Genomic DNA, 23,780 nt, shown 5'->3' on the forward strand with positions numbered 1-23,780 from the left:
CCGTCATTCGGCCAGGTGGTTAGTCCCTCGGCTTCTCGCGCATCTCGTACGTCGCGATGAGGTCACCCAACTGCAGGTCGTTGTACGAGCCGAGGTTGATACCGCACTCGAAGCCCTCACGGACCTCGGTGACGTCATCCTTGAAGCGCCGCAGACCGGCGACCTCGACATTCTCGGACACGACCGTGCCGTTACGGGTGATCCGCGCCTTCGAGCCGCGCTTGATCTCGCCGGACCGAACGATCGAACCGGCGATGTTGCCGAACTTGCTGGAGCGGAAGATCTCGCGGATCTCGGCGGTGCCGAGCTCGACCTCTTCGTACTCCGGCTTGAGCATGCCCTTCAGCGCCTGCTCGATCTCCTCGATGGCCTGGTAGATCACCGGGTAGTAGCGGATCTCGACACCTTCCTTGTCGGCGTACTCGGCGTTCTGACCCTCGGCCCGAACGTTGAAGCCGATGATCACCGCTTCCGAGGCGACCGCAAGGTTGATGTTGTTCATCGTGATCGCACCGACGCCGCGGTCGATGATCCGCAGGTCCACGCCGTCGCCGACGTCGATCTGCAGCAAAGCGTCTTCCAACGCCTCGACCGAACCGGACACGTCACCCTTGAGGATGAGGTTGAGGGTCTCGATCTTGCCGGCCTCGAGCTGCTCGTTGAGGTCCTCCAGGCTGATCCGCTTGCGGACCTTCGCCAGCGCGGCCTGCCGGTCGGCAGCCTCACGCTTCTCGGCGATCTGCCGGGCGGTGCGGTCGTCCGGGGCCACCACGAAGGTGTCACCCGCACGCGGCACCGATGCCAGACCGGTGACCTGCACCGGACGGGACGGCGTTGCCTCGGAGACGTTGTTGCCGTGCTCGTCGAGCATGGCGCGAACACGTCCGTGCGCCGTGCCGGCGACGATGCCGTCACCGACCCGCAGCGTGCCCTGCTGCACCAGAACCGTCGCCACCGAACCGCGACCGCGGTCCAGGTTGGCTTCGATCGCAACACCCTGGGCGTCACGGTCGGGGTTGGCGCGCAGGTCGAGCGCGGCGTCCGCGGTCAACAGCACGGCCTCGAGCAGCCCGTCGATGTTCTGGCCCTGCTTGGCCGAGACCTCGACGAACATCGTGTCGCCGCCATACTCCTCGGCGATCAGGTTGTACTCGGTCAGCTGCTGGCGCACCTTGTCCGGGTTGGCACCGTCGACGTCGATCTTGTTGACCGCGACGACGATCGGCAGGTCGGCGGCCTGCGCGTGGTTGAGCGCCTCCACCGTCTGCGGCATGACGCCGTCGTCGGCTGCGACGACCAGGATCGCGATGTCGGTGACCTTCGCACCACGGGCACGCATGGCGGTGAACGCCTCGTGACCGGGGGTGTCGATGAAGGTGATCGCGCGGTCCTGGCCCTCGTGCTCGACGTGCACCTGGTAGGCACCGATGTGCTGGGTGATGCCACCTGCCTCACCGGACTGCACATCCGCGTGACGGACGGCGTCCAGCAGGCGGGTCTTACCGTGGTCGACGTGACCCATCACGGTCACGACCGGCGGACGCGGCTTGAGGTTCTCCTCGTCCTCCACGGCCTCGAGGTCGATGTTGAAGGAGTCGAAGAGCTCCTTCTCCTCCTCCTCCGGCGACACGATCTGGATGTCGTAGCCCAACTCCGAGCCGAGCAGCGCGAACGTGTCCTCGTCCAGCGACTGAGTGGCCGTGGCCATCTCGCCGAGGTGGATGAGCACGGTCACCAGCGAGCCGGGGTTGGCGTCGATGCGATCGGCGAAGTCCGTCAGCGACGCACCGCGACGCATCCGCACGACGGTCGAGCCGTCACCGCGGGGAACAGTCACACCGCCGACGGACGGCGCCTGCATCTGCTCGAACTCCTGGCGCTTCGCGCGCTTGGACTTGCGGCCGCGGACCTTTCCGCCGCCTCGTCCGAACGCACCAGCAGTGCCGCCGCGGGCCGGACCGCGACCGCCGGGGCGACCGCCGAATCCACCACGGGCGGGACCGCCGCCACCACCACCGGGACCACCCCGGCCACGTGCCGGGCGTTCACCGGGCCGGACCGCTGCGCGGTCGGGCATCATGCCGGGGTTCGGACGCGGGCCACCTGCACCCGCGCCGGCACCGGCCGGACGCGGTGCACCCGGACGAGGGGCAGCACCCGGACGGGGACCGCCCGCGCCACCCGCGCCGCCGGCACCACCACGGCCGGAGGCCGGCCGCGGCATACCCTGGCTGGGCGCGAAGGGGTTGTTACCGGGGCGTGTCGGACCGCCGCCGCTGCCACCGGAGCGCATGCCCTGGTTCGACGAGAACGGGTTGTTGCCCGGACGCGGAGCACCCGGGCGCGGTGCACCGCCACGACCGCCGCCGGAACGCGGCGAACCCTGCTGGCGCTCGGGGCGCGGGCCGGGGGCCGCCGGACGCGGAGCCGCGTTGCGGGCCGCCGGGGCAGCGGGAGTTGCCGGTGCCGACTTCGGCGCAGCAGCAGCGGGCTTCTCAGCCGCCGGCTTCGGTGCGGCCGGAGCCGGTGCCGGTGCCTTCGGTGCTTCTGCTGCCGGGGTCGGCTGGGGTGCGGCCTTGGGGCCGGGCTTCGGGCCAGGCTGCGGCGCAGCCTTGGGCGCGGGCGCCGACGGGGCCGCAGTCGTGGTCGTGGAAGTCGACTTCTCGGTCGTCGGCGGCTTGGGGGTCGCCTTCTTCGCCGGAGCCGCCTTCGCTCCATTGCCGGCGCTGGCGCCGGCGGGAGGATTTTCCTTGATCTTGCGAACTACCGGGGCCTCGATGGTCGAACTCGCCGTCTTGACGAACTCTCCCTGCTCCTTCAGGTAGGACAGCAGATCCTTGCTTGGCATTCCGAGCTCTTTCGCGAGCTCGTGAACCCGAACCTTAGCCACACTTCTCCTTGTCGGATTGCGGCGGTCCAGGTTGGCCGGCCAAGTCAGCCGGGCAGCACGAACCGCCAGTTTGGGTGCTTCATCGCTGAGTACTCATCGGGTGCTCATCAGCGTCAAAACCCGCCTTCGGTTGTTGTTGCCAGCACGGACGTCACCGTCCGCGTGTCACAGTTCACTCGTCATACCGGTCTGTATGACGGGCATCATCGCCCAGCGATCCACTCCCGGACCTGCGTCGGGTCCACCTCCTGGGTGATCCGCAACGCGCGGGGAAAAGCTCGCCGTTGGACCGCCTTCTCCAGACAGTCCAACCGGGGGTGCAGCCAGGCCCCTCGGCCCGGCAACCGGCCCCGCTCATCAGGGACGAGCACCGCAACGTCACGTTCAACATCACGCTGAACACGGTGTTGCGTCGCGTCATTCCCGACGAGTGCGACCACCCGCAGCAATACTGATCGTTCGTCGCGAGTCCGGCACCCCACACAAGTCCGCAGCCCGGCGTGCCGAGAGGGGATGATGGGTGGGTTGCGGCGGGCTCGCGTCCGACCGCTCATGACCAGCCTACCGCAGTCAGTCGGATGTCCCGGCATCGCCGGCGACGTCGGTGTCCGGCCGGATGTCGATCCGCCATCCGGTGAGCTTGGCGGCGAGGCGGGCGTTCTGCCCTTCCTTGCCGATCGCCAGGCTGAGCTGGAAGTCCGGAACCACGACCCGAGCCGATCGTGCGCGGTCGTCGATGATGTCGACCGACTCCACACGTGACGGCGACAGCGCCGCCGCGATGAACTCCGCCGGGTCCTGCGAGAAGTCGACGATGTCGATCTTCTCGCCGCGCAGCTCGGTCATCACCGCACGCACCCGCGAGCCCATCGGCCCGATGCAGGCACCCTTGGCGTTGACCCCCGGCTGCTTGCCGTGCACCGCGATCTTGCTGCGGTGGCCGGCCTCGCGTGCCAGCGCGGAGATCTCGACGGTGCCGTCGGCGATCTCCGGGACCTCCAGCGCGAACAGCTTGCGGACCAGGTTGGGGTGTTTGCGCGAGAGCAGGATCTGCGGGCCCTTCGGACCGCGCTTGACGCTCACGACATACGCCCGCAACCGCTCGCCGTGGACGTAGCTCTCGCCGGGGACCTGCTCCGCCGACGGCAGCAGGCCCTCGACGGTGCCGAAGTCGACGTGCACTGCGTGCGGGTCGCTGGACTGCTGGATGACGCCGGCCACGACGTCGCCCTCGCGGCCGCGGAAGTCGCCGAGGATGGCCTCGTCCTCGACATCACGCATGCGTTGCACGATGACCTGGCGCGCGGTGGCGGCTGCGACTCGACCGAAGTCGGTGGGCGTGTCGTCGAACTCCGGGCCCGGTTCGCCGCGCACGCCCTCGTCGTCGACCGGAGCGTCCTCACGTGCCCACACCACGACGTGGCCGGACTTGCGGTCCAGCTCGACGCGGGCGTTGCGGTACGTGCCGTCCTCCCGGTGGTATGCCGTCAGCAGTGCCTGCTCGATGGCGGGGACGATCACGTCCATCGGGATGTCCCGCTCGCGCTCCAGCGCCCGCAACGCGGCCATGTCGATGTCCATCAGTGGTCGTCTCCTTCTGAGTCGCTGCTGCGGTTGAACTCCACCTGCACGGAGCCGCGCAGGCCGTCGTCATACGAATAGGTCTGCTCACTGGTCTGCTTGGCGCCGGTGACTTCGAGGGTGAATCCGGTGTCGTCGGCGCGGGTGATCCGGCCGGTCACGGGCTCCTGCCCGGGCACGCTGAGCTCGATCAGCCGGCCGATGTTGCGCCGGAAATGCCGCGGCAGCGCCAGCGGACGGTCGGTGCCGGGCGAACTCACCTCGAGGACGTAGGGCTGCTCCCCCATGGCGTCGGTCTCATCGAGCCGGTCACTGACCACGCGCGTTGCCGCGGCGACCTGATCCAGATCCAGCGGAGGTATGGCGGCAGTCGGATCGCTGTCCGCGGGGACATCCCGATCGACCAGCACGCGCACGAGCCGGCGCTTGCCGGCGGGCATGACACTGATGTCCTCGACAACGAGATCCAGCGGGGCGAGCACCTCGGCGAGGTCTGCGGAGATGCGTTCCGTCCGGGCGGATTGGTTCTCGCTCATCACTGACGCGCTCCTGCTGTTCTCGAGTGGAGTGCCCAGCCTACAGGGCGGCGACCGGCGTCCCGGCCGCGTGCGACACGCGCTTGCCCGGCCGGAATCCGTCTCCGCCAGGGGGTTGTCATCCCGGCAGTCGTCCGCAACAGTGAACCATATGGTTCAGCAAACGGCAGCCGTCTTCGCGGCGCTCGGTCACCCCACGCGGATGCGCGTGGTGACGGAGTGCTGCCGGGCTCCCCGATCGACCTCACAGCTGCAGGCGGCCTGTGGTCCGATCACACTGACCGGCATCCGCAAGCACCTGCAGGTGCTGGAGGATGCCGGCCTGCTGCGCCGGGCGAAGGTCGGGCGCACCGTATGGTGTTCGGCCGTCCCCGGCTCCACGGACGCCGCAGCGGATTATCTGCTGCGCTTGCAGTCGTTCTGGACCGATCAGCTCGATTCGTTGGCCAACAGTCTGGAGAAGTGATGCCCGAGTTCTCGTTGCGCCGCCATGTTGCCGTCGCGCCCGATGTCGTATGGCGTGCCTGGACCACCCGGGAGGGCCTCGCGACGTGGTGGTGGCCGCAGTTGCCGGACACGACATACGAGATCGATCCGCACGTGGGCGGGCACTATCTCTTCGAGTCGAAGGCGGCGGGCTTCGGCGTGCGCGGCGAGTTCACCGTCGTGAACGCACCGCTTCGCCTGGAGATGACCTGGTACTGGATCGGTGGCGACACGCAGGAGGTCCCGGATCGGGTGCAGGTGGAGTTGCGGCCCGACGGGGACGGCACGTCGGTCACCGTCACGCACCAGGTCAACCAGCTCGGTGACTCCGGGGACGGCCTGCGACAGGGCTGGGGCGACGTGCTGGACCGCCTCGCCCTGCTGAAGGGGTGAGTGATCAGATGCCGGTGGGTGCGAGCCCGCGGTCGCGCAGGACCTTCCGCTCGATGGGCGCGAACACACCGAGCTCCACCACGATCCCGACGATCAGGATCAGGATCATCGCGGCGATGACGGTGGGCATGTCGCTGATGGCGCGCCCGTTCTCCATCACCTGACCGAGTCCGATGCCGAGCTTCGGGCTGTTCACGATCAGCTCCGCCGCCATCAGCGAGCGCCACGAAAAGGCCCAGCCCTGCTTGAGGCCGGTCAGGTAGGTCGGCAGGGCGGCCGGCACCAGGACGTGACGCACGAGCGAGAGTCCGTGCGCGCCGAGGACCGTGCCCGCCCGGCGCAGGATCGGCGGCGTCTGGTCGAGACCACCGATCAGGCCGTTCGCGATCGACGGCACGGCACCGAGCAGGATCACCATGTAGAGCGCCGACGGGTTGAGCCCGAGCAGCAGCACTGCGAACGGCACCCACGCCACCGACGGCATCGACTGCAGCGCGGCGAGGATGGGCCGGAAACCCTTGCGCAGGAACGACACCTGACTGACCACGAGGCCCAGCAGGGTGCCGATCACCAACGCGATCACGAACCCGAAGACGCCACGACGCAGACTCGTCCACGTCGCATCCCAGGCGCTGCCGTCGGTGATCATCCGCCAGAGTTCGCTACCGACCGTGGACGGCGACGGTATGACGTACTCCGGCTTGATCGCCGAGGCCCAGACCGCCTGCCAGATCGCGATGAATGCCACGACCACGACGATCGGGGCGATGATCGCGACCTTGTCGACGCGTCGACGCTGCGGGCGCTTCTCCTCCAGCGCGTCGAGCCCATCGCTGATCCGGGCGAAGTCGTCCGTCGCCCGCTCGTCCTCACGCACCGGCATGTCGACTGATCTCCGTTCGAAGCGAGGAGGTGATCTCGGCGGCAAGCTCCATCACCGAGCGGTCCTCGAGCGAGCGCGTGTTCGGCAGGTCGACGTTCCAGGTGCGCAGCACCCGGCCCGGTCGTGAGGACAGCAGCACGACCCGCTGTCCGAGCCGCACGGCCTCGCGGACGTTGTGCGTCACGAACACGACGCTCAAGTCGGTCTCCTGCCAGAGCTGACTCAGTTCTTCGTGCAGCACGTCGCGGGTGATCGCGTCCAGCGCGGCGAACGGCTCGTCCATCAGCAGCAGGCGCGAACCCTGAGCGAGACTGCGTGCCAACGCGATCCGCTGTCGTTGTCCACCGGACAGTTCGTGCACCCGCCGGTCGCCGGCACTGCCGAGGCGCACCAGATCGAGCAGTTCCTGCGTGCGGTCGGCGCGCTCACGGGCCGGGGTCCTGCCCAGCTTGAGCGCGAGTTCGATGTTGCCGCGCGCGGTCAGCCACGGGAACAGCGCCGACTCCTGGAACATCAGGGCCGGACGTTCGGTGGTCCGGATGGTGCCGGACGTCGGCTTGTCCAGGCCCGCGATGAGCTGGAGGAGGGTGGACTTGCCACAACCGGATGCACCGATCACCGTCACGAACTCGCCGGGCGCGACGCTCAGGTCGACACCGTCCAGCGCGGTGACCACGGTCTCCCGCTGCCGGAACTCCTTGCGGACCCCGCGGATCTCGACCCGGGCCTGCGAGGACTCGGCGACGTCCGGACGGTCGGCGATCAGTGTGCTGGTCATTTCGACTCCTGCCCCAGGCCCGCATCCGAAACCTGCTTCAAACCCTGCGACTTCAGGACGCTGTTGAGGATCGACAGGTCGTAGATGCCCTTGAGATCGGTCTTCTTCAGCAGTCCGATGGACTCCGCGTGGCGCGCGGACCCGCTCAGCGACGCGGCATACGGGTTCCAGCCGGGTGTGAGGTTCTTCAGCGCGGCCGCGGTCACTCCGGCCGGCAACGCCTTGCCGTTGAGCTTGGTGAGAGCGGCGTCGATCTCCTTCGCCGAGCCGGCCGGATCCTTGGTGATCCGCTGTGCGGTCTTGATCTGACCGGTGATCAGCGCACGGACGGTCTGCGGGTGCTCCGCGAGGAACTTCGTCGAGACCAGGAGATTCGTGGTGACGAACTGCCCGTGGGGCCAGCGGCTCTTCTCATCGACGAGGACCCTGCCGCCGCCCTGCTTCACCAGCCTGGTCGCCCACGGCTCCGGCAGCCACGCACCATCGATGCGCCCCTCACGGAAGAGTTGCAGGCTCTGGGAGTTGTCCTGCGCGATGACGTTGACGTTCTTCGCGCCCTTGCCGTTGGCGGTGAAGCCCTCCTGCTTGAGGAAATACTTCAGCGCAACGTCCTGAGTATTGGCCAATTGCGGTGTCGCCAGGGTCTTTCCGGCGAGCTGTGACACCGACTTGATCGACGGCTTCACCACGAGCGCAGCGCCGCCCGACGCGCCGCCGGCGACGAGCCGCACATCCTGCCCACCCGTCCTGGCGAACGCATTGATCGCGGGACTCGGTCCGAGGTAGACCGCGTCGATCGAGCCGGAGAGCAGTGCTTCGGTCGCTGCCGGCCCGGCGTTGAACGTCTGCGTCGACAACTTCGTCTTACCGAGTTCCTTGGCGAACTCACCGTCGGCCACGCCCAGCACGGGCACCGCGTGCGTGACGTTCGGGAAGTAGCCCAGACGCAACTGGCTGGCCGGAGTGCCGCCGCCACTGCTCGCAGCCGGGTTGTCCGCGGCGTCCGCTCTTCGGGAGCAGCCGCTGAGCGACGCGATCGCGAGCGCAGCGATGACAGGCACGGTGAGCACACTCACCTTGCGGGTGGGTTTCATGACAGAAATCCTTGTGATTGAAGGGGATTCAGCTTGCCAGTGCGCCAAGATCGGACCCGGTGAGTCCGGCTGCGAGAGTCGCGCCGGTGTCCGGGTCGATCACCACGAAGGCGCCCGTGGCACGCAGTTGTGCGTAGTCATCCACCGCGACCGGTTCGGCGAGCTGGAACCGGAGACGACCGATGTCGTTGAGTTCCAGTGGTGCTGAGCTGTCCTGCCACTCCAGGTCGTCGACGTGCCAGACGGCATGCGGTGCCGCCAGCAGCGCGCGCGTCGTCTTGGTGCCGACCTTGACCAGAACCCGTTGGCGCGGGGCCGCCGGGCGTTCGTCGAGCCAGGTGACGACCGCGTCGAGCTCCTGGGTGACCCGGACCGGTTCAGTGGCCAGTACCTCGCCACGGCCGACATCGAGTTCGTCGGCGAGCCGGATCGTGACCGCATCGCCGGCAGCGGCCTGCGGCACCTCCCCCGTGGCGCCGTCGATCGCGAGGACCGTCGAACTGCGCCCGCTGGGGTATGCCGTGACGGTGTCACCGACGCGCACGCTGCCGGATGCGACACGTCCCGCAAGGCCCCGGTAGTCCGGGTGCTCGGGCGTACGCGGCCGGATCACCAATTGCACTGGCAACCGGAAGGGTTCGCTGGCGGACGTGCTGCGAGCCGGCAGCTGTTCCAATACCTCGAGCAGCGGCAGCCCGGCATACCAGTCCGGTCCGGGCCCGGCGACGTTCTCGCCGGTCAGCGCACTCACCGGGATGATGTGCGTGGCCTCCAGACCGACGCGTTCGGCCAGTGCACGCACCTCGTCGGCGACGGCCGCGAAGCGGTCCTCGGACCAGTCGACGGCGTCCATCTTGTTGATCGCGAAAACGACCTGTGGGACGCGCAGCAGCGACAGGACGGCGGCATGCCGCCGGGTCTGGGGTGAGACGCCGTTGCGGACATCCACCAGCACCACCGCCGCCTCGGCGGTCGAGGCACCGGTCACGGTGTTGCGCGTGTACTGGACGTGCCCGGGGGTGTCCGCGAGCACGAAGTTCCGTCGGGGCGTCGCGAAGTAGCGGTAGGCGACGTCGATCGTGATGCCCTGCTCGCGCTCGGCCCGTAGGCCGTCGGTCAGCAGCGCCAGGTCGAACTCGGTCGCCCCGCGTCCCTGACTCGCGTGCAGGGTCGCCTCGAACTGGTCGGCCAGGATCGACTTGGTGTCGTGCAGCAGCCGGCCGACGAGGGTCGACTTCCCGTCGTCGACGGACCCGGCGATGACCAGGCGCAGCTGGTCGCGATCGGTCAGTGGGGTCTCGGTCGTCGTGGTCTCGAGAGTCATGTTTAGAAGTAGCCTTCCCGCTTGCGGTCTTCCATGGCGGCCTCGGACAAGCGGTCGTCGGCTCGGGTAGCGCCCCGTTCGGTGAGTGTGCTGACCGCGATCTCCTCGATCACTTCACCCACCGTCGTCGCAGTGCTGACGACTGCGCCGGTGCAGGAACCGTCACCCACCGTGCGGTAACGAACACTGAGGCTTTCCAACGTTTCCGCGCCTCGCGGTCCACCCCACGGCCCGGGTGTGAGCCACATGCCGTCGCGCTTGAACACGTCACGCTGGTGGGCGTAGTAGATGCTGGGCAACTCGACGTTCTCGGCCTCGATGTAGCGCCAGACATCCAGCTCGGTCCAGTTGGAGATCGGGAAGACGCGGGTGTTCTCCCCCGGCGCGTGGCGGCCGTTGTAGATCCGCCACAGCTCCGGACGCTGCTTGCGCGGGTCCCATCCGCCGAATGCGTCGCGCACGGAGAAGATCCGCTCCTTCGCACGCGCACGGTCCTCGTCGCGGCGCGCGCCGCCGAGCAGCGCGTCGAACTTCTGCTCGGCGATCGTGTCCAGCAGCGGGACGGTCTGCAGTGGGTTGCGGGTGCCGTCGGGGCGCTCGGTGAGTCGGCCGTCGGCCAGCCACTTCTCGACCTCGGCGACCACCAGCCGGTGACCTCCTTCGGCGACGACCCGGTCACGGAACTCCAGGACCTCGGGCAGGTTGTGCCCGGTGTCGACGTGCAGCAAAGTGATCGGCAGCGGCGCGGGGCGGATCGCCTTGCGAGCGAGGTGCAGCAGCACCGCGGAGTCCTTGCCACCGCTGAACAGCAGTGCGGGACGGTCGAATTCGGCGATCACCTCACGGATGATCTCGATCGACTCGGCCTCCAGCTCACGCAGCGACACGTCGGTCGCCGACAACGTGGTGGTGGTCATGCCGGCCCCCTCGTTCCTCGGGTACCGGCATCTGACCCGCTACCCACTTGTCGCTCGCTTCGCTCGCTCATGCGGTCTCCTTCAGCTCGGTGAGCAGGGTGCCGATGACGGTCACCGCGTCGGCAAGATCCACGTGCTCGGTGTCGATGGTCAGGTCGGGCTGCCGCGGCGGCTCGTAGGGATCGTCGACTCCGGTCATGCCGGCCAACTCGCCCGCGGCGGCCTTCGCGTAGAGCCCCTTCACGTCGCGGCGCTGGCACTCCTGCAACGGGGTGGCGACATACACCTCGTGGTACGGGGTTCCGTGCTCCTCGTGGTGACGTCGCACGGCGTCACGCGCATCGGCATACGGTGCGATCACGGGTACGAGGGCGACCACGCCGTGCCGGGCCAGCAACTCCGCGACGAAGCCCACCCGCGTCACATGGGTGTTGCGATCCTCGCGGGAGAAACCGAGTCCGGCGGACAGATTCGTGCGCAACTCGTCGCCGTCGAGGATCTGCACCCGGTGCCCGCGATCGGTCAGCTCGGCAGCCAGTGCCTCGGCGATGGTGCTCTTGCCGGCGCCGGACAGTCCGGTGAGCCAGACGGTGCCGCCCCGGCCGGTCAGTTGGTGTGTCGTCACAGGTGAATCCCGCATTCTGTCTTGTCGGTTCCTGCCCAGCGCCCGGACCGGGCATCGGCTCCCGCTGCCACCCGACGGGTGCAGGGTCCGCAGCCGATCGACGGATAGCCCTGTGCCAGCAGCGGATTGCTGATCAGGCCGTGCTTCTCGATATAGGCGGCGACTTCCTCGTCGGTCCATGCGGCCAGCGGGGCGAGCTTGATCTTGTCCCGGCGCTCGTCGAACGACACGACCGCTGTGTTGCTGCGCGACTCGGACTCCACGCGACGCAATCCCGTTGCCCACGCGTCGTATTCGTCGAGAACCTCGTCCAGCGGCTGCGTCTTGCGCAGTGCGCAGCACAGATCGGGGTCGCGCTCGTGCAGAGCAACGCCGTGATCGGCGTCCTGCTCGGCGACGGTCTGTCGTGGCGTGATCGTCCGCAGGTGCACCCTGTATGACGCAGCGACACGGTCGCGCGTCTGCAGCGTCTCCGCGAAGTGGTAACCGGTGTCCAGGAAGAGCACGTCGACACCGGGCAGCACCGTGCTCGCCAGATGCACCAGCACGGTGTCCTGCATCGACCCGGCGACCGCCAGGCGCAGCCCCGAATCCACCGCCCACCGGAGCACGTCGGCTGCCGATGCATCGGCAAGCTTCGCAGCTCCTTCGGCGGCCAGCTCGCGCAACTGCGTGTCGGTCAAGGTCATCGGAGTACCTCTTCATCGGCGCGTACCGCCCAGTCCGAGAAGCTCTCACCGTCGGCACGGCCCGCGACGAAGTTGCGGGCGACGCGCTCGATGTAGTCGCCGAGCTCCGCCGAGGTCACCTTGTGACCGCGCAGCTTCCGGCCGAAGTCGGCCTTCTGGCCGAGACGACCACCGAGATGCACCTGGAAGCCCTCGACCCGGTTGCCATCCGCGTCGGTGACGATCTGCCCCTTGAGACCGATGTCCGCGACCTGGACCCGAGCGCAGGAGTTGGCGCAACCGTTGAGGTGCACCGAGATCGGGTGCTCGGGATCGATGTCGGCCAGCCGCTTCTCGAGCTCCGGGAGCAGCGAGTGCGCACGTTCCTTGGTCTCGACGATCGCGAGCTTGCAGTACTCGACGCCGGTGCACGACATGATCGTGCGCCGCCACGGCGTCGGATTGGCATTGAGGCCAAGCGGTTCCAGCGTCTTGACGAGCTCGTCGACCGACTCGTCGCGGACGTCGGCGACGATCAGCTTCTGGTACGGCGTCAGCCGCACCCGCCGGGAACCGGCCGTTTCGGCCGCATCCGCGACCGACTCCAGCGTCGTGCCGCTGACCCGTCCGGCAACAGCGGTGAAGCCGACATACTTGCCGCCACCGCGCTGCTCGTGGATGCCGACGTGGTCCATGGTGCGCGTCGGCACCGGGGCCGCGGGGCCGTCGGGCAGCGCCGACTTGAGGTACTCGGTCTCCAGAACCTCACGGAACTTCGCCGTGCCCCAGTCGGCGACCAGGAACTTCATCCGCGCCCGGTTCCGCGAGCGCCGGTAGCCGTAGTCGCGGAACACCTTCACGACCGCGACCCAGACGTCCGGCAGCTGGTCGAGCGTGACGAAGACACCGAGGCGCTCGGCCAGGAAGGGGTTGGTCGACAACCCTCCCCCGACGTGCAGGTCGAAGCCCGGCCCGAGCTCCGGGTGCTCGACACCGACGAACGACACGTCGTTGATCTCCGGTGCCGCGTCGGGCAGCCAGGCGATCGACGTCTTGAACTTGCGCGGCAGGTTCGACAGGTCGGGGTCACCGACATACTGCCGGTTGATCTCGGCGATGGCGGGCGAGACGTCCAGCACCTCGTCGACGCTGAGTCCGGCGACCGGCGAACCCATGACCACCCGGGTGCAGTCGCCGCATGCCTCGGTCGTCTCCAGTCCGACGGCCTCGAGGCGGCGCCAGATCTCGGGGACGTTCTCGACCTCGATCCAGTGGAACTGCACGTTGGCGCGGTCGGTGATGTCGGCCGTGTTGCGCGCGAACTCCTGGGAGATGCCGGCGATGACGCGCAGCTGCTCGGTGGTGAGCTGTCCGCCGTCGATGCGGACCCGCATCATGAAGTACGGCGCCTCGAGCTCCTCCGGCGACAGCGTCGCGGTCTGGCCACCGGGGATGCCGTCCCGTCGCTGGGTGTAGAGGCCCCACCAGCGCATGCGCCCACGCAGGTCGTCAGCAGGGATCGACGCGAAGCCCTCCTTGGAGTACGTCTCCTCGATCCGTGCCCGCACGTTGAGACTGTCGTCCTCGCGCTTGAATTCCTCGTTATGGTTCAGCGGTTCATGCTCACCGAGCGCCCACTGTCCGTTCGTCTTGGTCGCCACGTCGTATAACGTTCCATTTGGGAACACCAAACGTCAAATGATGTTCAAGGGGTGGCACAACCCTTGACATCCGAGGCGCGCCGTCGACGCCCCTTTGTGCGTGCGAGGATGCCAGCATGCCGATCGCCGAACAGCGCGCCATGGTGCGCCGCCGCGCGGTCCTGGCCGCAGCTCTCGCCGGCTCGGTCGCCGGTCTCAGCGGTTGCGGCATCCGGCTGGAAAGTGATGCACCTCACATCCCCGGCATCAAGAAGCAGGGGCCACCGCCGGACCAGAAGCCGCTCGAACAACTCTTCTTCGCGCTGCGGAAGACAGCCACCGCAGCCGCAAGTGCTCCCGCTGCCGACCTCTGGGCCGGCAAGCTCGGGACGATGCACCTCGCCCAGGCGAAGCGACTCACCGCGGTGATGTCGACCCAGGGTATGAAAGTGCCGAGCTACCACTACAGCTCGTCCGGCGCGAGTGGCGACCTCGTCGATTACAAGAGCGCCGAGCGCATCAACGCCCGCCGGATCGGCTCCCTCACCGACGTCACCGAGCGCAACCTCCCGATGGCGGCAGCCATCGCCGTGACGCAGAACGCCGCGGCCCATGTGCTGGGTGAGTATGTCGAGCCCGCCGGCGGCTCGGTGCCGAAAACCGCTGTCGTGGAAGCGATCCTGCCGTCGCTGCGCGCTGCCGCCTACGCATTGGAGGTGATCATCGCCAAGACACCGTTGGATGCTCGCAAGCGCGCAGAGGCGACGGTCACCATGCTGCACGCCACCCGTGCGACGTGGGAGGCATCGCTCGGCAAGGACGTGCCGCCCTCCCCCGACGGCTTCACGCTGCCGGTCAACCCGACGACCGATGACGCCCGGCAGAAGCTGGCTCAGCGCGTGCTGACCGATCTCATCACCGCGTGCGCGGGCCAGGTCACGGCGACCCGCGGCGACCAGGGTGCGTTCATCGGCCTGACGACGCTCTGGGCGGACAGCACCGCTCAGCTGTGGCGGTGGGGCGCGGCACCGGCGCCCTTCCCCGGCCTGGCATGACCGATCTCGCCCACTTCGCACCAGCTGTTCCGGCCGCGTTCCGGGAGATCGTGCACGGACGCCGCGCCGAGCCGTCGGTCAGCGGTGACGACTGGCTGGCCCGGCTGCCGGCGCTGATCGCCGAGCTCGCCGCCGAGTGGGAGCTGGTCGCCGACGGCCCGGTCTGGCACGGCGTGTGCGCCCTCGTCATACCGTGCCATCGTGGCGAGGAACCGGTCGTCCTCAAGGTGACGTGGCCACACGAGGAGGCACGGCTGGAACACCTCGCACTGCAGGCCTGGGCCGGCCAGGGAGCGGTGCGTCTCCTCGCGGCCGACCCGGCCCGGTGGGCGATGCTGCTGGAGCCCCTGGTGCACGACCGCAACCTCGACGAGCCCGGACTCCTCGAAGCGTGCGAGATCATCGGCGGCCTGATGCGTCGCCTGGACCGGTCGGCGACACCGCAGTTCACCCGCCTGAGTGCCGAGATCGAACGCTGGATCCCGTTGTGCCGCAACGGTTCTCCACTCGTACCACGGCGCCTCACCGAGCAGGCGGCAAGCCTGATGACCGACCTGCGGGACGACTGCGACGGTCGGCTGATCCACCAGGACCTGCACTTCCAGAACGTCCTCGCCGCCGACCGTGAGCCATGGCTGGCCATCGACCCGAAGCCGCTGTCCGGCGAGTGGGCCTTCGCGGTCGCGCCGGTCCTGTGGAATCGCTGGGACGAGGCGACGGCGGCATACAACCTGCGCTCCCACCTGCGGCTGCGACTCGGACTCGTCTGCGACGCCGCCGGCCTCGACGAGGAGCGCGCGATGGCGTGGAGCTTCGTGCGCCTGGTGACCAACGCGATCTGGGAGGCCGAGGATCCGCAACCCGGTCAGGCTGAGCTGTCGCGCTGGATCGCCGCCGCGAAGACGATGACGGACTGAACGGCGGCCGCACCCCCATGGGTGCGGCCGCCGTTCTGCGTCCGGTGTTACTTCGTCATCTTGGCCAGGACCTTGTCCCAGGCGCCCTTGGTCTGCAGCAGCGAGCTGTAGTCGGCGGAGCTGTTCTTGATCTCCTTGCCGTTGATCTTGACGGTGGGAGTCCCGGTGACGCCGTCCTTGCCCGCCTGGTCGGCGGTCGCCTTGACGTACTTCTTGTAGGTGCCCTTGTCGACACACGAGTTGAACTTCGTCAGCGCGGCGCCCGTGATGCCGGCCTCCTTGCCGAACTTCTTGATGTTGGCGACCGTGTAACCGGTGCCCTCCTTGGCGGGCTGGCCGGCGAAGTTCGCCTTGTGGTACTCGGCAGCCTTGCCGGCGTCGGCGGCACAGTAGAGACCGTTCGCCGCGATCGTCGACGCCGGAGCGTTCTGCATGTTCTGCTCGAGGAACGTCATCAGGTGCCAGACGAGCTTGATCTTGCCCGACTTCGCATCCTGCAGGATCTGCTCACCATTGGCCTTCTCGAGGTCGTTGCAGATCGGGCACTGGAAGTCCTCGTAGAGGTCGACCGTCGGCGCATTCGCCTTCAGCTTCACGTCCGGATAGGCGCGCAGGCCATGACCGCCCTTGGTACCGCCCGTCGGAACGGCCGCGCCGGCGACCGAACCATCGCTCTTGTTCGCCTGGGTCACGAACACCGCCACGACCACAGCCACGACGAGGATGGCCGCGATGATGCCGCCGATCAGGCCCTTGGACGGGCCGTCCTTCGGCTTGGTGGCGGCAAGCTTTTGCGATGCATCAGGGCGGGGCATGGAGTCACCTTAACTTATTTGAAATTGCAACTATTTGCGCGGACAGACGTTTCGTCGTCATGGCAACGAGCACCGCCGCGAAGGAGTTCGATGTGGCCGGAGGCATCTCGGCGAGTGATCAGCCCCACAGGGCCCGGTCGACGCTCAGCTTGGTGCGCGGCCAGATCACCAGCCAGGCGGCACAGAGCAACAGTCCGACGTCGCGCAGGATGTCCCACTTGTATGCCGCCATGGTCGGCAGCTTGCCGTTGCTGCCGAAGCAACCGCACTGTATGACGATGCCGCGCGCCCACACCGAGCTGATGCCGATGATGAACGCGATCATCAGCAACCCGCCGAGAATGGCAGTCATGCGGGTCATCAGTCCGACGATGAGCAGCAGGCCAAGGATGATCTCCAGGAAGGGCATGAAGGTGCCCCAGATGTTCGCCAGGTCGTAGGACAGGATCCGGAACGCGCGGGTGTCCATCCTGGTCGACTCCAGGTCGCGCGCCTTGAGGACGCCGGCGACCAGATAGGTCACGCCGAGGATCAACCGGGCGGCGACACCGATCCACTCCATCGCGGGATGCTGGTGCCACTTGGTCGTCAGGGTCGCGCCGGAGGACACCGACTGTGTCTGGTCTGCCACGCGGGACAGAGTAAACGACTAATCTGTCGGCGCTGCGTCATCAGGGGCGACGCATGCTCACAAGTCCTCGGAAAGGTCCGTACACCACCATGTCGACATCCACCGGCCGCGAGAAACTCGCTGCCCTCCAAGCCCAGCAGGCACGGGCCGCCCGCCAGAAGAAGCTGCTCGCACTCACCTCGGGCGCTGTCGTCGTGGTGCTCGCGATCGTCGCGGTCTTCTACTTCGTGGGACGCAGCAACGCCGACTCGGACAACAAGAAGGCAGTCTCGGCCGCCTCCGACGCGGCATACCTCAAGACCGTGCAGCACATCCCTGCCTCGACGTATGACGCGGTCGGCGCCGGCTCGGCGACCACCGGACCCACCGCGGTGAATGGCGGCAAGCCGTTGACGAAGAACGGCAAGCCCGAGGTGCTCTACATCGGCGCGGAGTTCTGCCCGTTCTGCGGCATGGAGCGCTGGGCCCTGACGGCGGCGCTGTCGCGCTTCGGCACGTTCAGCGGACTCACGACGGCCGTGTCGACCCAGAACGACAACCCACCGAACATCCCGACCATGTCGTACCTGAAGTCGAAGTACACGAGCAAGTACCTCACCTTCACGTCGTTCGAGACCCAGGACCGCGACGGGAATGCCCTGCAGACGCCGAGCAAGGAGGCGCAGGCCCTGATCGCCAAGTACGACCAGCAGGGCTCGATCCCGTTCGTCGACTACGGCAACTACTCCACCGCTTCCGGAGCGACGTTCCAGGGCGCGCAGTTCATGTCGAACAAGTCCGGCAACTCCGTCGCGGCCAAGCTGAAGGACCCGAAATCCACTGAGGCACAAGGGATCCTGGGCGCGGCGAACGTCATCGCCAGTCAACTGTGTCAGTTGACGAAGGGCGAGCCGGCGTCGGTGTGCACCTCGATCGGAGTTGCGCGGGCGGGTGCCCTGAGGCGATGACCGGCCCGAAGACCGGCGGGATGACAGGCCTGGTGTTGCGTCACCCGCGCTGGCTGGCGCCGGCCACGCTGGTGCTGAGCGTCGTCGGGTTGGCGGACTCGGCATACCTGACCTTCGAGCACTACAGCGGGTCCACCTCGCTCGCGTGCTCGGACAGCGGCGCGGTCGACTGTGCCAAGGTCACCACCAGCCAGTGGTCCTCGATCGCCGGTGTGCCGGTCGCATTGCTCGGCCTGCTCTTCTTCGTCGCCATGACGGTGCTCTGCCTGCCGGCTGTATGGCGGCGTACGACGGCACCGCTGGACACCGTCCGGGTCGGCGCGGCCGGCGTCGGCCTCCTGATGGTGTTCTACCTGCTGTGGGCGGAGCTGGTGGAGATCCACGCGATCTGCCTGTGGTGCACCGGGGTGCACGTCATCACGTTCGTGCTCTTCTTCGTCCTGCTCGTCGGCCAGATCCTGCGGGTGCCGGTCCTGACCGACGGCTCAGGCGGCGACCCAGTCGCGGACCACGCGGAGCACGTCGAGTAGCTCGTGGGCGACCGCATCCGGGCTGGCGTCGGTCTGCACGATCTGCTCCTGTGGGAGCACCGAATGCGGGATCCAGATGGCCCGCATGCCGACCTGCTGCGGGCCGTGGACGTCCTCGAAGAGCCGGTCTCCGACGTAGACGCACTTCGCCGGGTCGGCCCGGACGGCGTCAGCAGCAGCGAGGAACGCCTCGTGATGCGGCTTCACCCACGGGATCTCGCTGGAGTAGACGTCGCCGTCGATCAGGTCGAGCACACCGTCGCGCTCGAAGAGCCCCCGGTGATAGTCGCGGTCCCAGATCGTGTTGGACAGCACGCCGACGCGAATACCGCTGTCGCGCAAGCCTTCCCAAAGCTGTCGCACCTGCGGATCGGTCGCGGTGTGCGGCTCCCAGAAGGTGCGGTACGCCGCGAGCGCCGTCAGATGCGCCTCGCCGTGCACGTCGGCACCGGCCTCGACAAGGATCTCCTCGATCCGCGCGCTGCTGTGCTCGGACCGCGCACGCGCCCACGCGACCGCGGTCGCCTCGCGCAGTCGCGCCGAGAGGTCGGGATCGCCGTACGCCGCGGCATACGACATCGCCTCCGCCTCGAAATCGATGTCGTGCCACGGAGTCAGCGTGCCGCCCCAGTCGAAGATGACGGCTTCGACGGAGCTCACAGCGAGGGCGCGGGCTCGGCGATCTCGGTGGTGACCTCGGAAACCACATCGTCCACGGCGATCTCTCGACGGTCCCCGGAACGCCGGTCCTTGAGCTCGACCTTGCCGTCAGCCAGGCCCTTGCCGACGACGAGAATCGTTGGCACGCCGATGAGTTCGGAGTCCTTGAACTTCACACCGGGCGAGACCTTGCGGCGGTCGTCGAACAGCACCTCGACCCCGGCGGCCTCGAGCTCACGAACGATCTCCTCGGCCTTGACGAAAACCGCCTCGTCCTTGCCGGTGGCGACGACGTGCACGTCCGCCGGAGCGACGTTGCGCGGCCAGATCAGGCCGATGTCGTCCAGGTTGTCCTCGGCGATGGCGCCGACCGCGCGGGTCACGCCCACGCCGTACGAGCCCATCGTGACGGTCACCAGCTTGCCGTTCTCGTCGAGCACCTTCAGGCCGAGCGCCTCGGCATACTTCGTGCCGAGCTGGAAGATGTGGCCCATCTCGATGCCACGCGCCAGCTTCAGCGTGCCGTGGCCCGTCGGTGAGGCGTCGCCCTCGCGGATCTCGGCGGCCTGGATGGTGCCGTCGGCGGTGAAGTCGCGGCCGTGCACCAGATCGATCACGTGGTGGCCGTGCTCATCCGCACCGGTCACCCACGCCGAGCCGATGGCCACGGAGGGGTCGAGGAGGTAGCGAATCTTGCTGGCCTTCTCCTCGCCGAGAACGCCCGGACCGATGTAGCCCTTGGCGAGCATCGGGTATGCCGCGAAGTCCTTCTCCTCGAAGGCCTCGACCTCGGCGGGGGCGACCTTGACCTCGAGACGCTTGGCGTCGACCTCGCGGTCGCCGGGCAGACCGATGGCGAGCGGCTCGCGGGTGCCGTCGGGGTGCACGAGCATGACGAGGACGTTCTTCAGCGAGTCGGCGGCGGTCCACTCGCGGCCGTCGGTGCGCGGGTGGTCCTTGTTGAGCGCCGTCACCAGCGTCGCGATGGTGGGTGTATCGGGCGTCGGCTCGACGTGCGCGGGACCGGCGGTCACCTCGACCTCGGGCGCCTGCGGCACCTCGACGGCCTCGACGTTGGCGGCATACCCGCTGTCATCGCGCACGAAGGTGTCCTCGCCGTACGGGCTGACCGCGAGGAACTCCTCGGAGGCGGAGCCGCCCATCGCGCCGGAGTCGGCCTTGACGATGACGTATTCGAAACCGAACCGCTCGAAGATGCGGATGTAGGCCTCGCGGTGTGCGTCATACGCCTTCTGCAGCCCGGCCTGGTCGACGTCGAAGGAGTAGGAGTCCTTCATGATGAACTCGCGACCGCGCAGGATGCCGGCCCGCGGGCGAGCCTCGTCGCGGTACTTGTTCTGGACCTGGAACAGCGCGAGCGGCAAATCCTTGTAGGACGAGTACATGTCCTTGACGGTGAGGCAGAACATCTCCTCGTGGGTCGGGCCGAGGAGCATGTCCGCGTCCTTGCGGTCCTTGAGCCGGAAGAGGTTGTCGCCATACTCGGTCCAGCGGTTGGTCGCCTCGTAGGGCTCGCGCGGCAGGAGGGCAGGGAACTTCACTTCCTGGCTGCCGATGCGCTGCATCTCCTCGCGGATGATGGCCTCGACCTTGCCGAGCACCTGCATCCCGAGGGGCAGCCAGGTGTAGATGCCGGGCGCCACGCGGCGGATGTAGCCCGCACGCACCAGCAGCTTGTGCCCCGGCAGCTCCGCATCGGCCGGGTCCTCGCGCAGGGTTCGCAGGAACAGGGTCGACATACGCAGTGCCACGAGGGCTCCTTCAAGGGGATGACGTGAGTAACGGTTTCGGTGGACACCGAAGGATATCCGGCCACGCCCGGCGATGCCGAACGTCATTGGCCCTCCCCCGCCCACGGAACCTTGGAGCACCCTGAGTGTTCGGCAACGCGGGCTTGAACATTGGCCCGCTGCAGCTGAACTCCGTTCAACGAGAGCATCTTCGAAGTCGAACGGTTCGTAAGCTCATCCGGTGACATCACGAGCGCTAATGTGAAGAGAGTGCCGCCGAGAATGTGGCCGCTTGCCGCGATGACCGTCGCCCTGATCGCGCTGCCGGGCTGCCAGGCCGATGATCCGACCGGATCCACGACCTCCGCCGCCCCCGCCGCGGCCGAGGCGCAGGTTTCCCGTAGCCATTGCGGCACCGGCTGGACCCACGCCTCGTCCGGCCCGGTCCAGGTGCGCGTGCACAACACCGACGTCAACGCCGCCGAGGCCTACCTCGCCGACTCGTCCGGGAGGTTGTATGGCGAGATCGACCCCCTCGCACCCGGAGCGACGGCCGTCCTACGCACGGAGCTCTCCGCCGGCAGTTACCACTTGGTCTGCTCGGTGAATGACGGCACTCCGGTCAAGGGCCCGAAGGTCTCGGTCACCGGCGACGCATCCGGCGTGCGCGGGGTGCGCCCGGTCACGTCAGCGGATCTCGCGCCCCACGTGATCGCCTATCAGGGCTGGGTCAAGGGCCGGCTGAAGCTGCTGCGGGGTCAGGCGAAGTCGCTGTCGGCGGCACTGCGGTCCGGTGACCGCGGCACAGCCCGAGCGGCCTGGAAGACCGCGAACCGCACCTGGAACACCATGGGCGGGGCGTATGGCGCGTTCGGCGACCGGGGCGCTGCCATCGCGGGCGACGCCCACCCCTTCGCCAAGGGTGTGCACGACCCGCACTGGACGGGGCTGCTGCGCATTGAGTACGGCCTGTGGCACGGGCAGTCACCGGTCTCGCTCGCGACGCTCGGCGACCGGCTGCAGAAGGACCTCGGATCGCTCGACAAGGACTTGGAATCCACGCAGTTCGAGCCGCTCGATGTCGTCAACCGCACGCACGAGATCACCGAGGACACGTTGCAGCAGACGCTGACCGGGCGGAGCGACTACGGCGCGCACGTCGAGTTGTCCGATGCGCTCGCTCAACTCGACGGGACCTGCGAGTTGCTGAAGGTGCTGCACCCGTTGCTGTCGACCCGCTACCCGCAGCTGCCGACGGTCAACTCCTGGATCGCCAAGGCCCGCAAGGACATTCGTGCCCAGCACGACTGGCGGGTCACCCCGCCCGGTGGCACCGCAGATGCCGGCCACCGCCTGGTCGACGCGGACATCGCGCAGCTCGCCGAACTGCTCACCCCGATCCCGACCATGCTCGAGCCGAGAGTCACCCGATGAAGCAGCCCAACCGCCGCACCATGCTGCGCGCCGGAGTCCTCACCGGTGGTGCGGGTGTCGTCGCAGCCACTGCGGGACCGGCACTGGCCGAGGCGAGCCGGCCGGACGATGCGGGGCGACGTGCCCTGCGGCCCTTCCACGGAACTCACCAGAGCGGCATCCTCGGCGACCCGCTGCCGGCCGCGACGATCGTCGCGTTCGACCTGACGATCACCGATCGCTCCGGGTTGCGAACCCTGTTGCGGACCCTCACCGCCACGATCCGGTCGCTCACAGCCGGCGGACCCACCCACTCCCCCGGCATCAGCGACACCGCCGGCACCGGGATCCTCGGCCCGAGTGCGCCCGCCCGTGCGCTGGAGTCGGTGGTCGCCCTCGGCGCCGGCGTCTTCACGGACCGGTTCGGCCTGGCGGCGGCCCGACCGCGGCGGCTGCGCGCGATGGACACCTTCGCGAACGACCAGCTCGATCCGGCCTGGTGCGGCGGCGACCTGCTGCTCACCCTGCAGGGTCACGACCGTGACGTCGTCACCAACGCGCTGCGCGAGGTATGTCGCGCCACCCGCGGATCGATGCAGATCCGTTGGAAACAGGACGGATTCACCTCCGCACCACGGCCGACCGGCCACCCGCGCAATCTGCTCGGCTTCAAGGACGGCATCGCCGGACCCAACGCCTCGGATGACAAGCAGATGGGCGCACACGTCTGGGCCGGTGCCGGCGAGCCCGCGTGGGCAGCCGGCGGCAGCTACTACGTGATGCGCCGCATCCGGATGCTCGTCGAGTTCTGGGACCGGGTCGCCACGTCCGAGCAGGAGCGGATCTTCGGCCGGCGCAAGGACTCCGGTGCACCGCTGAGCGGGGGCGCCGAGAACTCCTTGCCGGACTACCGCAACGACCCGAACGGCAGCGCCGTGCCACTGGACAGTCACATCCGGCTGGCGAACCCACGCACGCCGGCGACCGCCGCGTCGCAGTTCCTGCGGCGCTCCTACTCGTATGACGCGGGCGTCGACTCGGTCGGCAATCTCGACATGGGGCTGATGTTCGGAGCATTCAACGCCGACCTCGACCGCCAGTTCGTGGCGGTGCAGAAGCGGCTCGCCGACGAACCGCTCGTCGACTACATCACGCCGGTCGGCGGCGGCTACTTCTTCGCACTCCCCGGAGTGCGCGACTCCACAGACTTCTACGGCAGCGCCCTGCTGACGTAGTCGCGCCCCGC

At 68.1% G+C, this 23,780-nt stretch carries 24 protein-coding genes; 8 read left to right on the forward strand and 16 right to left on the reverse strand.

Features of this window, described 5'->3' with window-relative positions; translation table 11 throughout:
- Positions 1-19 precede the first annotated feature (19 nt).
- The 4 genes from infB to rimP all read right to left on the reverse strand — a co-directional run bounded on the left by infB (position 20) and on the right by rimP (position 5,007).
- Positions 20-2,890: a translation initiation factor IF-2 gene (gene infB, locus VG502_RS12400; RefSeq protein WP_325550372.1), complete on the reverse strand. Its 2,871-nt coding sequence runs from the start codon at positions 2,888-2,890 to the stop codon at positions 20-22.
- 203 nt (positions 2,891-3,093) lie between these two features.
- Positions 3,094-3,480 carry a YlxR family protein gene (locus VG502_RS12405; RefSeq protein WP_325550373.1) on the reverse strand — a complete coding sequence of 129 codons (387 nt, stop codon included), beginning with the start codon at positions 3,478-3,480 and terminating at the stop codon, positions 3,094-3,096.
- Complete coding sequence (gene nusA / locus VG502_RS12410; RefSeq protein WP_325550374.1) at positions 3,461-4,471, reverse strand: transcription termination factor NusA; 1,011 nt, start codon at positions 4,469-4,471, stop codon at positions 3,461-3,463. The genes VG502_RS12405 and nusA overlap by 20 nt, the downstream gene beginning before the upstream one ends.
- The gene (gene rimP, locus VG502_RS12415; RefSeq protein ID WP_325550375.1) at positions 4,471-5,007 is read right to left on the reverse strand and encodes a ribosome maturation factor RimP; all 537 of its coding nucleotides are present in this window, start codon (positions 5,005-5,007) and stop codon (positions 4,471-4,473) included. The genes nusA and rimP overlap by 1 nt, the downstream gene beginning before the upstream one ends.
- 151 nt (positions 5,008-5,158) lie before the next feature.
- Here rimP and VG502_RS12420 point away from each other — a divergent pair, with 151 nt between their 5' ends.
- Together VG502_RS12420 and VG502_RS12425 are read left to right on the forward strand one after the other, a co-directional pair.
- A complete protein-coding gene (locus tag VG502_RS12420) occupies positions 5,159-5,473 on the forward strand; it encodes an ArsR/SmtB family transcription factor (RefSeq protein WP_325550376.1) in 315 nt (104 codons plus the stop codon).
- The gene (locus tag VG502_RS12425) at positions 5,473-5,886 is read left to right on the forward strand and encodes an SRPBCC family protein (RefSeq protein ID WP_325550377.1); all 414 of its coding nucleotides are present in this window, start codon (positions 5,473-5,475) and stop codon (positions 5,884-5,886) included. Before VG502_RS12420 ends, VG502_RS12425 begins: the two co-directional genes overlap by 1 nt.
- A 4-nt stretch (positions 5,887-5,890) precedes the next feature.
- On the opposite strand, the gene VG502_RS12430 is transcribed toward VG502_RS12425, so the two are convergent.
- From VG502_RS12430 to VG502_RS12465, 8 genes are all read right to left on the reverse strand, one after another.
- Positions 5,891-6,769, reverse strand: a complete 879-nt coding sequence (locus tag VG502_RS12430) for an ABC transporter permease (RefSeq protein WP_325550378.1) — start codon at positions 6,767-6,769, stop codon at positions 5,891-5,893.
- On the reverse strand, positions 6,756-7,547 hold the full coding sequence (locus tag VG502_RS12435) for an ABC transporter ATP-binding protein (protein WP_325550379.1): 792 nt from the start codon (positions 7,545-7,547) through the stop codon (positions 6,756-6,758). Before VG502_RS12435 ends, VG502_RS12430 begins: the two co-directional genes overlap by 14 nt.
- Positions 7,544-8,641, reverse strand: a complete 1,098-nt coding sequence (locus VG502_RS12440; protein WP_325550380.1) for an ABC transporter substrate-binding protein — start codon at positions 8,639-8,641, stop codon at positions 7,544-7,546. Before VG502_RS12440 ends, VG502_RS12435 begins: the two co-directional genes overlap by 4 nt.
- A gap of 28 nt (positions 8,642-8,669) precedes the next feature.
- Complete coding sequence (locus VG502_RS12445) at positions 8,670-9,965, reverse strand: sulfate adenylyltransferase subunit 1 (protein ID WP_325550381.1); 1,296 nt, start codon at positions 9,963-9,965, stop codon at positions 8,670-8,672.
- Positions 9,966-9,967: 2 nt separating this feature from the next.
- Positions 9,968-10,882 (reverse strand): sulfate adenylyltransferase subunit CysD, encoded by a 915-nt coding sequence (gene cysD / locus VG502_RS12450; RefSeq protein WP_325550382.1) that lies wholly within the window; start codon positions 10,880-10,882, stop codon positions 9,968-9,970.
- 67 nt (positions 10,883-10,949) lie between these two features.
- Positions 10,950-11,507, reverse strand: coding sequence for an adenylyl-sulfate kinase (gene cysC, locus VG502_RS12455; RefSeq protein WP_325550383.1), 558 nt, complete (start codon positions 11,505-11,507; stop codon positions 10,950-10,952).
- On the reverse strand, positions 11,504-12,196 hold the full coding sequence (locus VG502_RS12460) for a phosphoadenylyl-sulfate reductase (protein WP_325550384.1): 693 nt from the start codon (positions 12,194-12,196) through the stop codon (positions 11,504-11,506). The genes cysC and VG502_RS12460 overlap by 4 nt, the downstream gene beginning before the upstream one ends.
- Positions 12,193-13,836, reverse strand: a complete 1,644-nt coding sequence (locus VG502_RS12465) for a nitrite/sulfite reductase (protein WP_325550385.1) — start codon at positions 13,834-13,836, stop codon at positions 12,193-12,195. The genes VG502_RS12460 and VG502_RS12465 overlap by 4 nt, the downstream gene beginning before the upstream one ends.
- Before the next feature lie 116 nt (positions 13,837-13,952).
- Between VG502_RS12465 and VG502_RS12470 the strand changes: the two genes are divergently transcribed.
- On the forward strand, positions 13,953-14,870 hold the full coding sequence (locus VG502_RS12470; RefSeq protein ID WP_325550386.1) for a DUF4439 domain-containing protein: 918 nt from the start codon (positions 13,953-13,955) through the stop codon (positions 14,868-14,870).
- Positions 14,867-15,787 (forward strand): aminoglycoside phosphotransferase family protein, encoded by a 921-nt coding sequence (locus tag VG502_RS12475; protein WP_325550387.1) that lies wholly within the window; start codon positions 14,867-14,869, stop codon positions 15,785-15,787. The genes VG502_RS12470 and VG502_RS12475 overlap by 4 nt, the downstream gene beginning before the upstream one ends.
- A 47-nt stretch (positions 15,788-15,834) precedes the next feature.
- On the opposite strand, the gene VG502_RS12480 is transcribed toward VG502_RS12475, so the two are convergent.
- Complete coding sequence (locus VG502_RS12480; RefSeq protein ID WP_325550388.1) at positions 15,835-16,602, reverse strand: DsbA family protein; 768 nt, start codon at positions 16,600-16,602, stop codon at positions 15,835-15,837.
- Between the two features lie 118 nt (positions 16,603-16,720).
- Complete coding sequence (locus VG502_RS12485; RefSeq protein ID WP_325550389.1) at positions 16,721-17,233, reverse strand: MauE/DoxX family redox-associated membrane protein; 513 nt, start codon at positions 17,231-17,233, stop codon at positions 16,721-16,723.
- A gap of 89 nt (positions 17,234-17,322) precedes the next feature.
- On the opposite strand from VG502_RS12485, the gene VG502_RS12490 reads away from it, so the two are divergent.
- Both VG502_RS12490 and VG502_RS12495 read left to right on the forward strand, forming a co-directional pair.
- Entirely contained in the window at positions 17,323-18,180 is an 858-nt protein-coding gene (locus tag VG502_RS12490) for a DUF929 family protein (protein WP_325550390.1), read from the forward strand.
- A complete protein-coding gene (locus VG502_RS12495) occupies positions 18,177-18,710 on the forward strand; it encodes a vitamin K epoxide reductase family protein (RefSeq protein WP_325550391.1) in 534 nt (177 codons plus the stop codon). The genes VG502_RS12490 and VG502_RS12495 overlap by 4 nt, the downstream gene beginning before the upstream one ends.
- Here the strand turns inward: VG502_RS12495 and VG502_RS12500 are convergent.
- Positions 18,666-19,370 carry an HAD family hydrolase gene (locus VG502_RS12500; protein ID WP_325550392.1) on the reverse strand — a complete coding sequence of 235 codons (705 nt, stop codon included), beginning with the start codon at positions 19,368-19,370 and terminating at the stop codon, positions 18,666-18,668. The genes VG502_RS12495 and VG502_RS12500 overlap by 45 nt on opposite strands.
- A complete protein-coding gene (locus VG502_RS12505; RefSeq protein WP_325550393.1) occupies positions 19,367-21,142 on the reverse strand; it encodes a proline--tRNA ligase in 1,776 nt (591 codons plus the stop codon). The genes VG502_RS12500 and VG502_RS12505 overlap by 4 nt, the downstream gene beginning before the upstream one ends.
- 279 nt (positions 21,143-21,421) lie before the next feature.
- On the opposite strand from VG502_RS12505, the gene VG502_RS12510 reads away from it, so the two are divergent.
- Both VG502_RS12510 and VG502_RS12515 read left to right on the forward strand, forming a co-directional pair.
- Entirely contained in the window at positions 21,422-22,555 is a 1,134-nt protein-coding gene (locus VG502_RS12510; RefSeq protein ID WP_325550394.1) for an EfeM/EfeO family lipoprotein, read from the forward strand.
- On the forward strand, positions 22,552-23,769 hold the full coding sequence (locus VG502_RS12515; RefSeq protein ID WP_325550395.1) for a Dyp-type peroxidase: 1,218 nt from the start codon (positions 22,552-22,554) through the stop codon (positions 23,767-23,769). The genes VG502_RS12510 and VG502_RS12515 overlap by 4 nt, the downstream gene beginning before the upstream one ends.
- Positions 23,770-23,780 lie beyond the last annotated feature (11 nt).

Origin of the sequence: Flexivirga sp., assembly GCF_035551235.1 — a bacterium.
Lineage (GTDB): Bacteria > Actinomycetota > Actinomycetes > Actinomycetales > Dermatophilaceae > Flexivirga.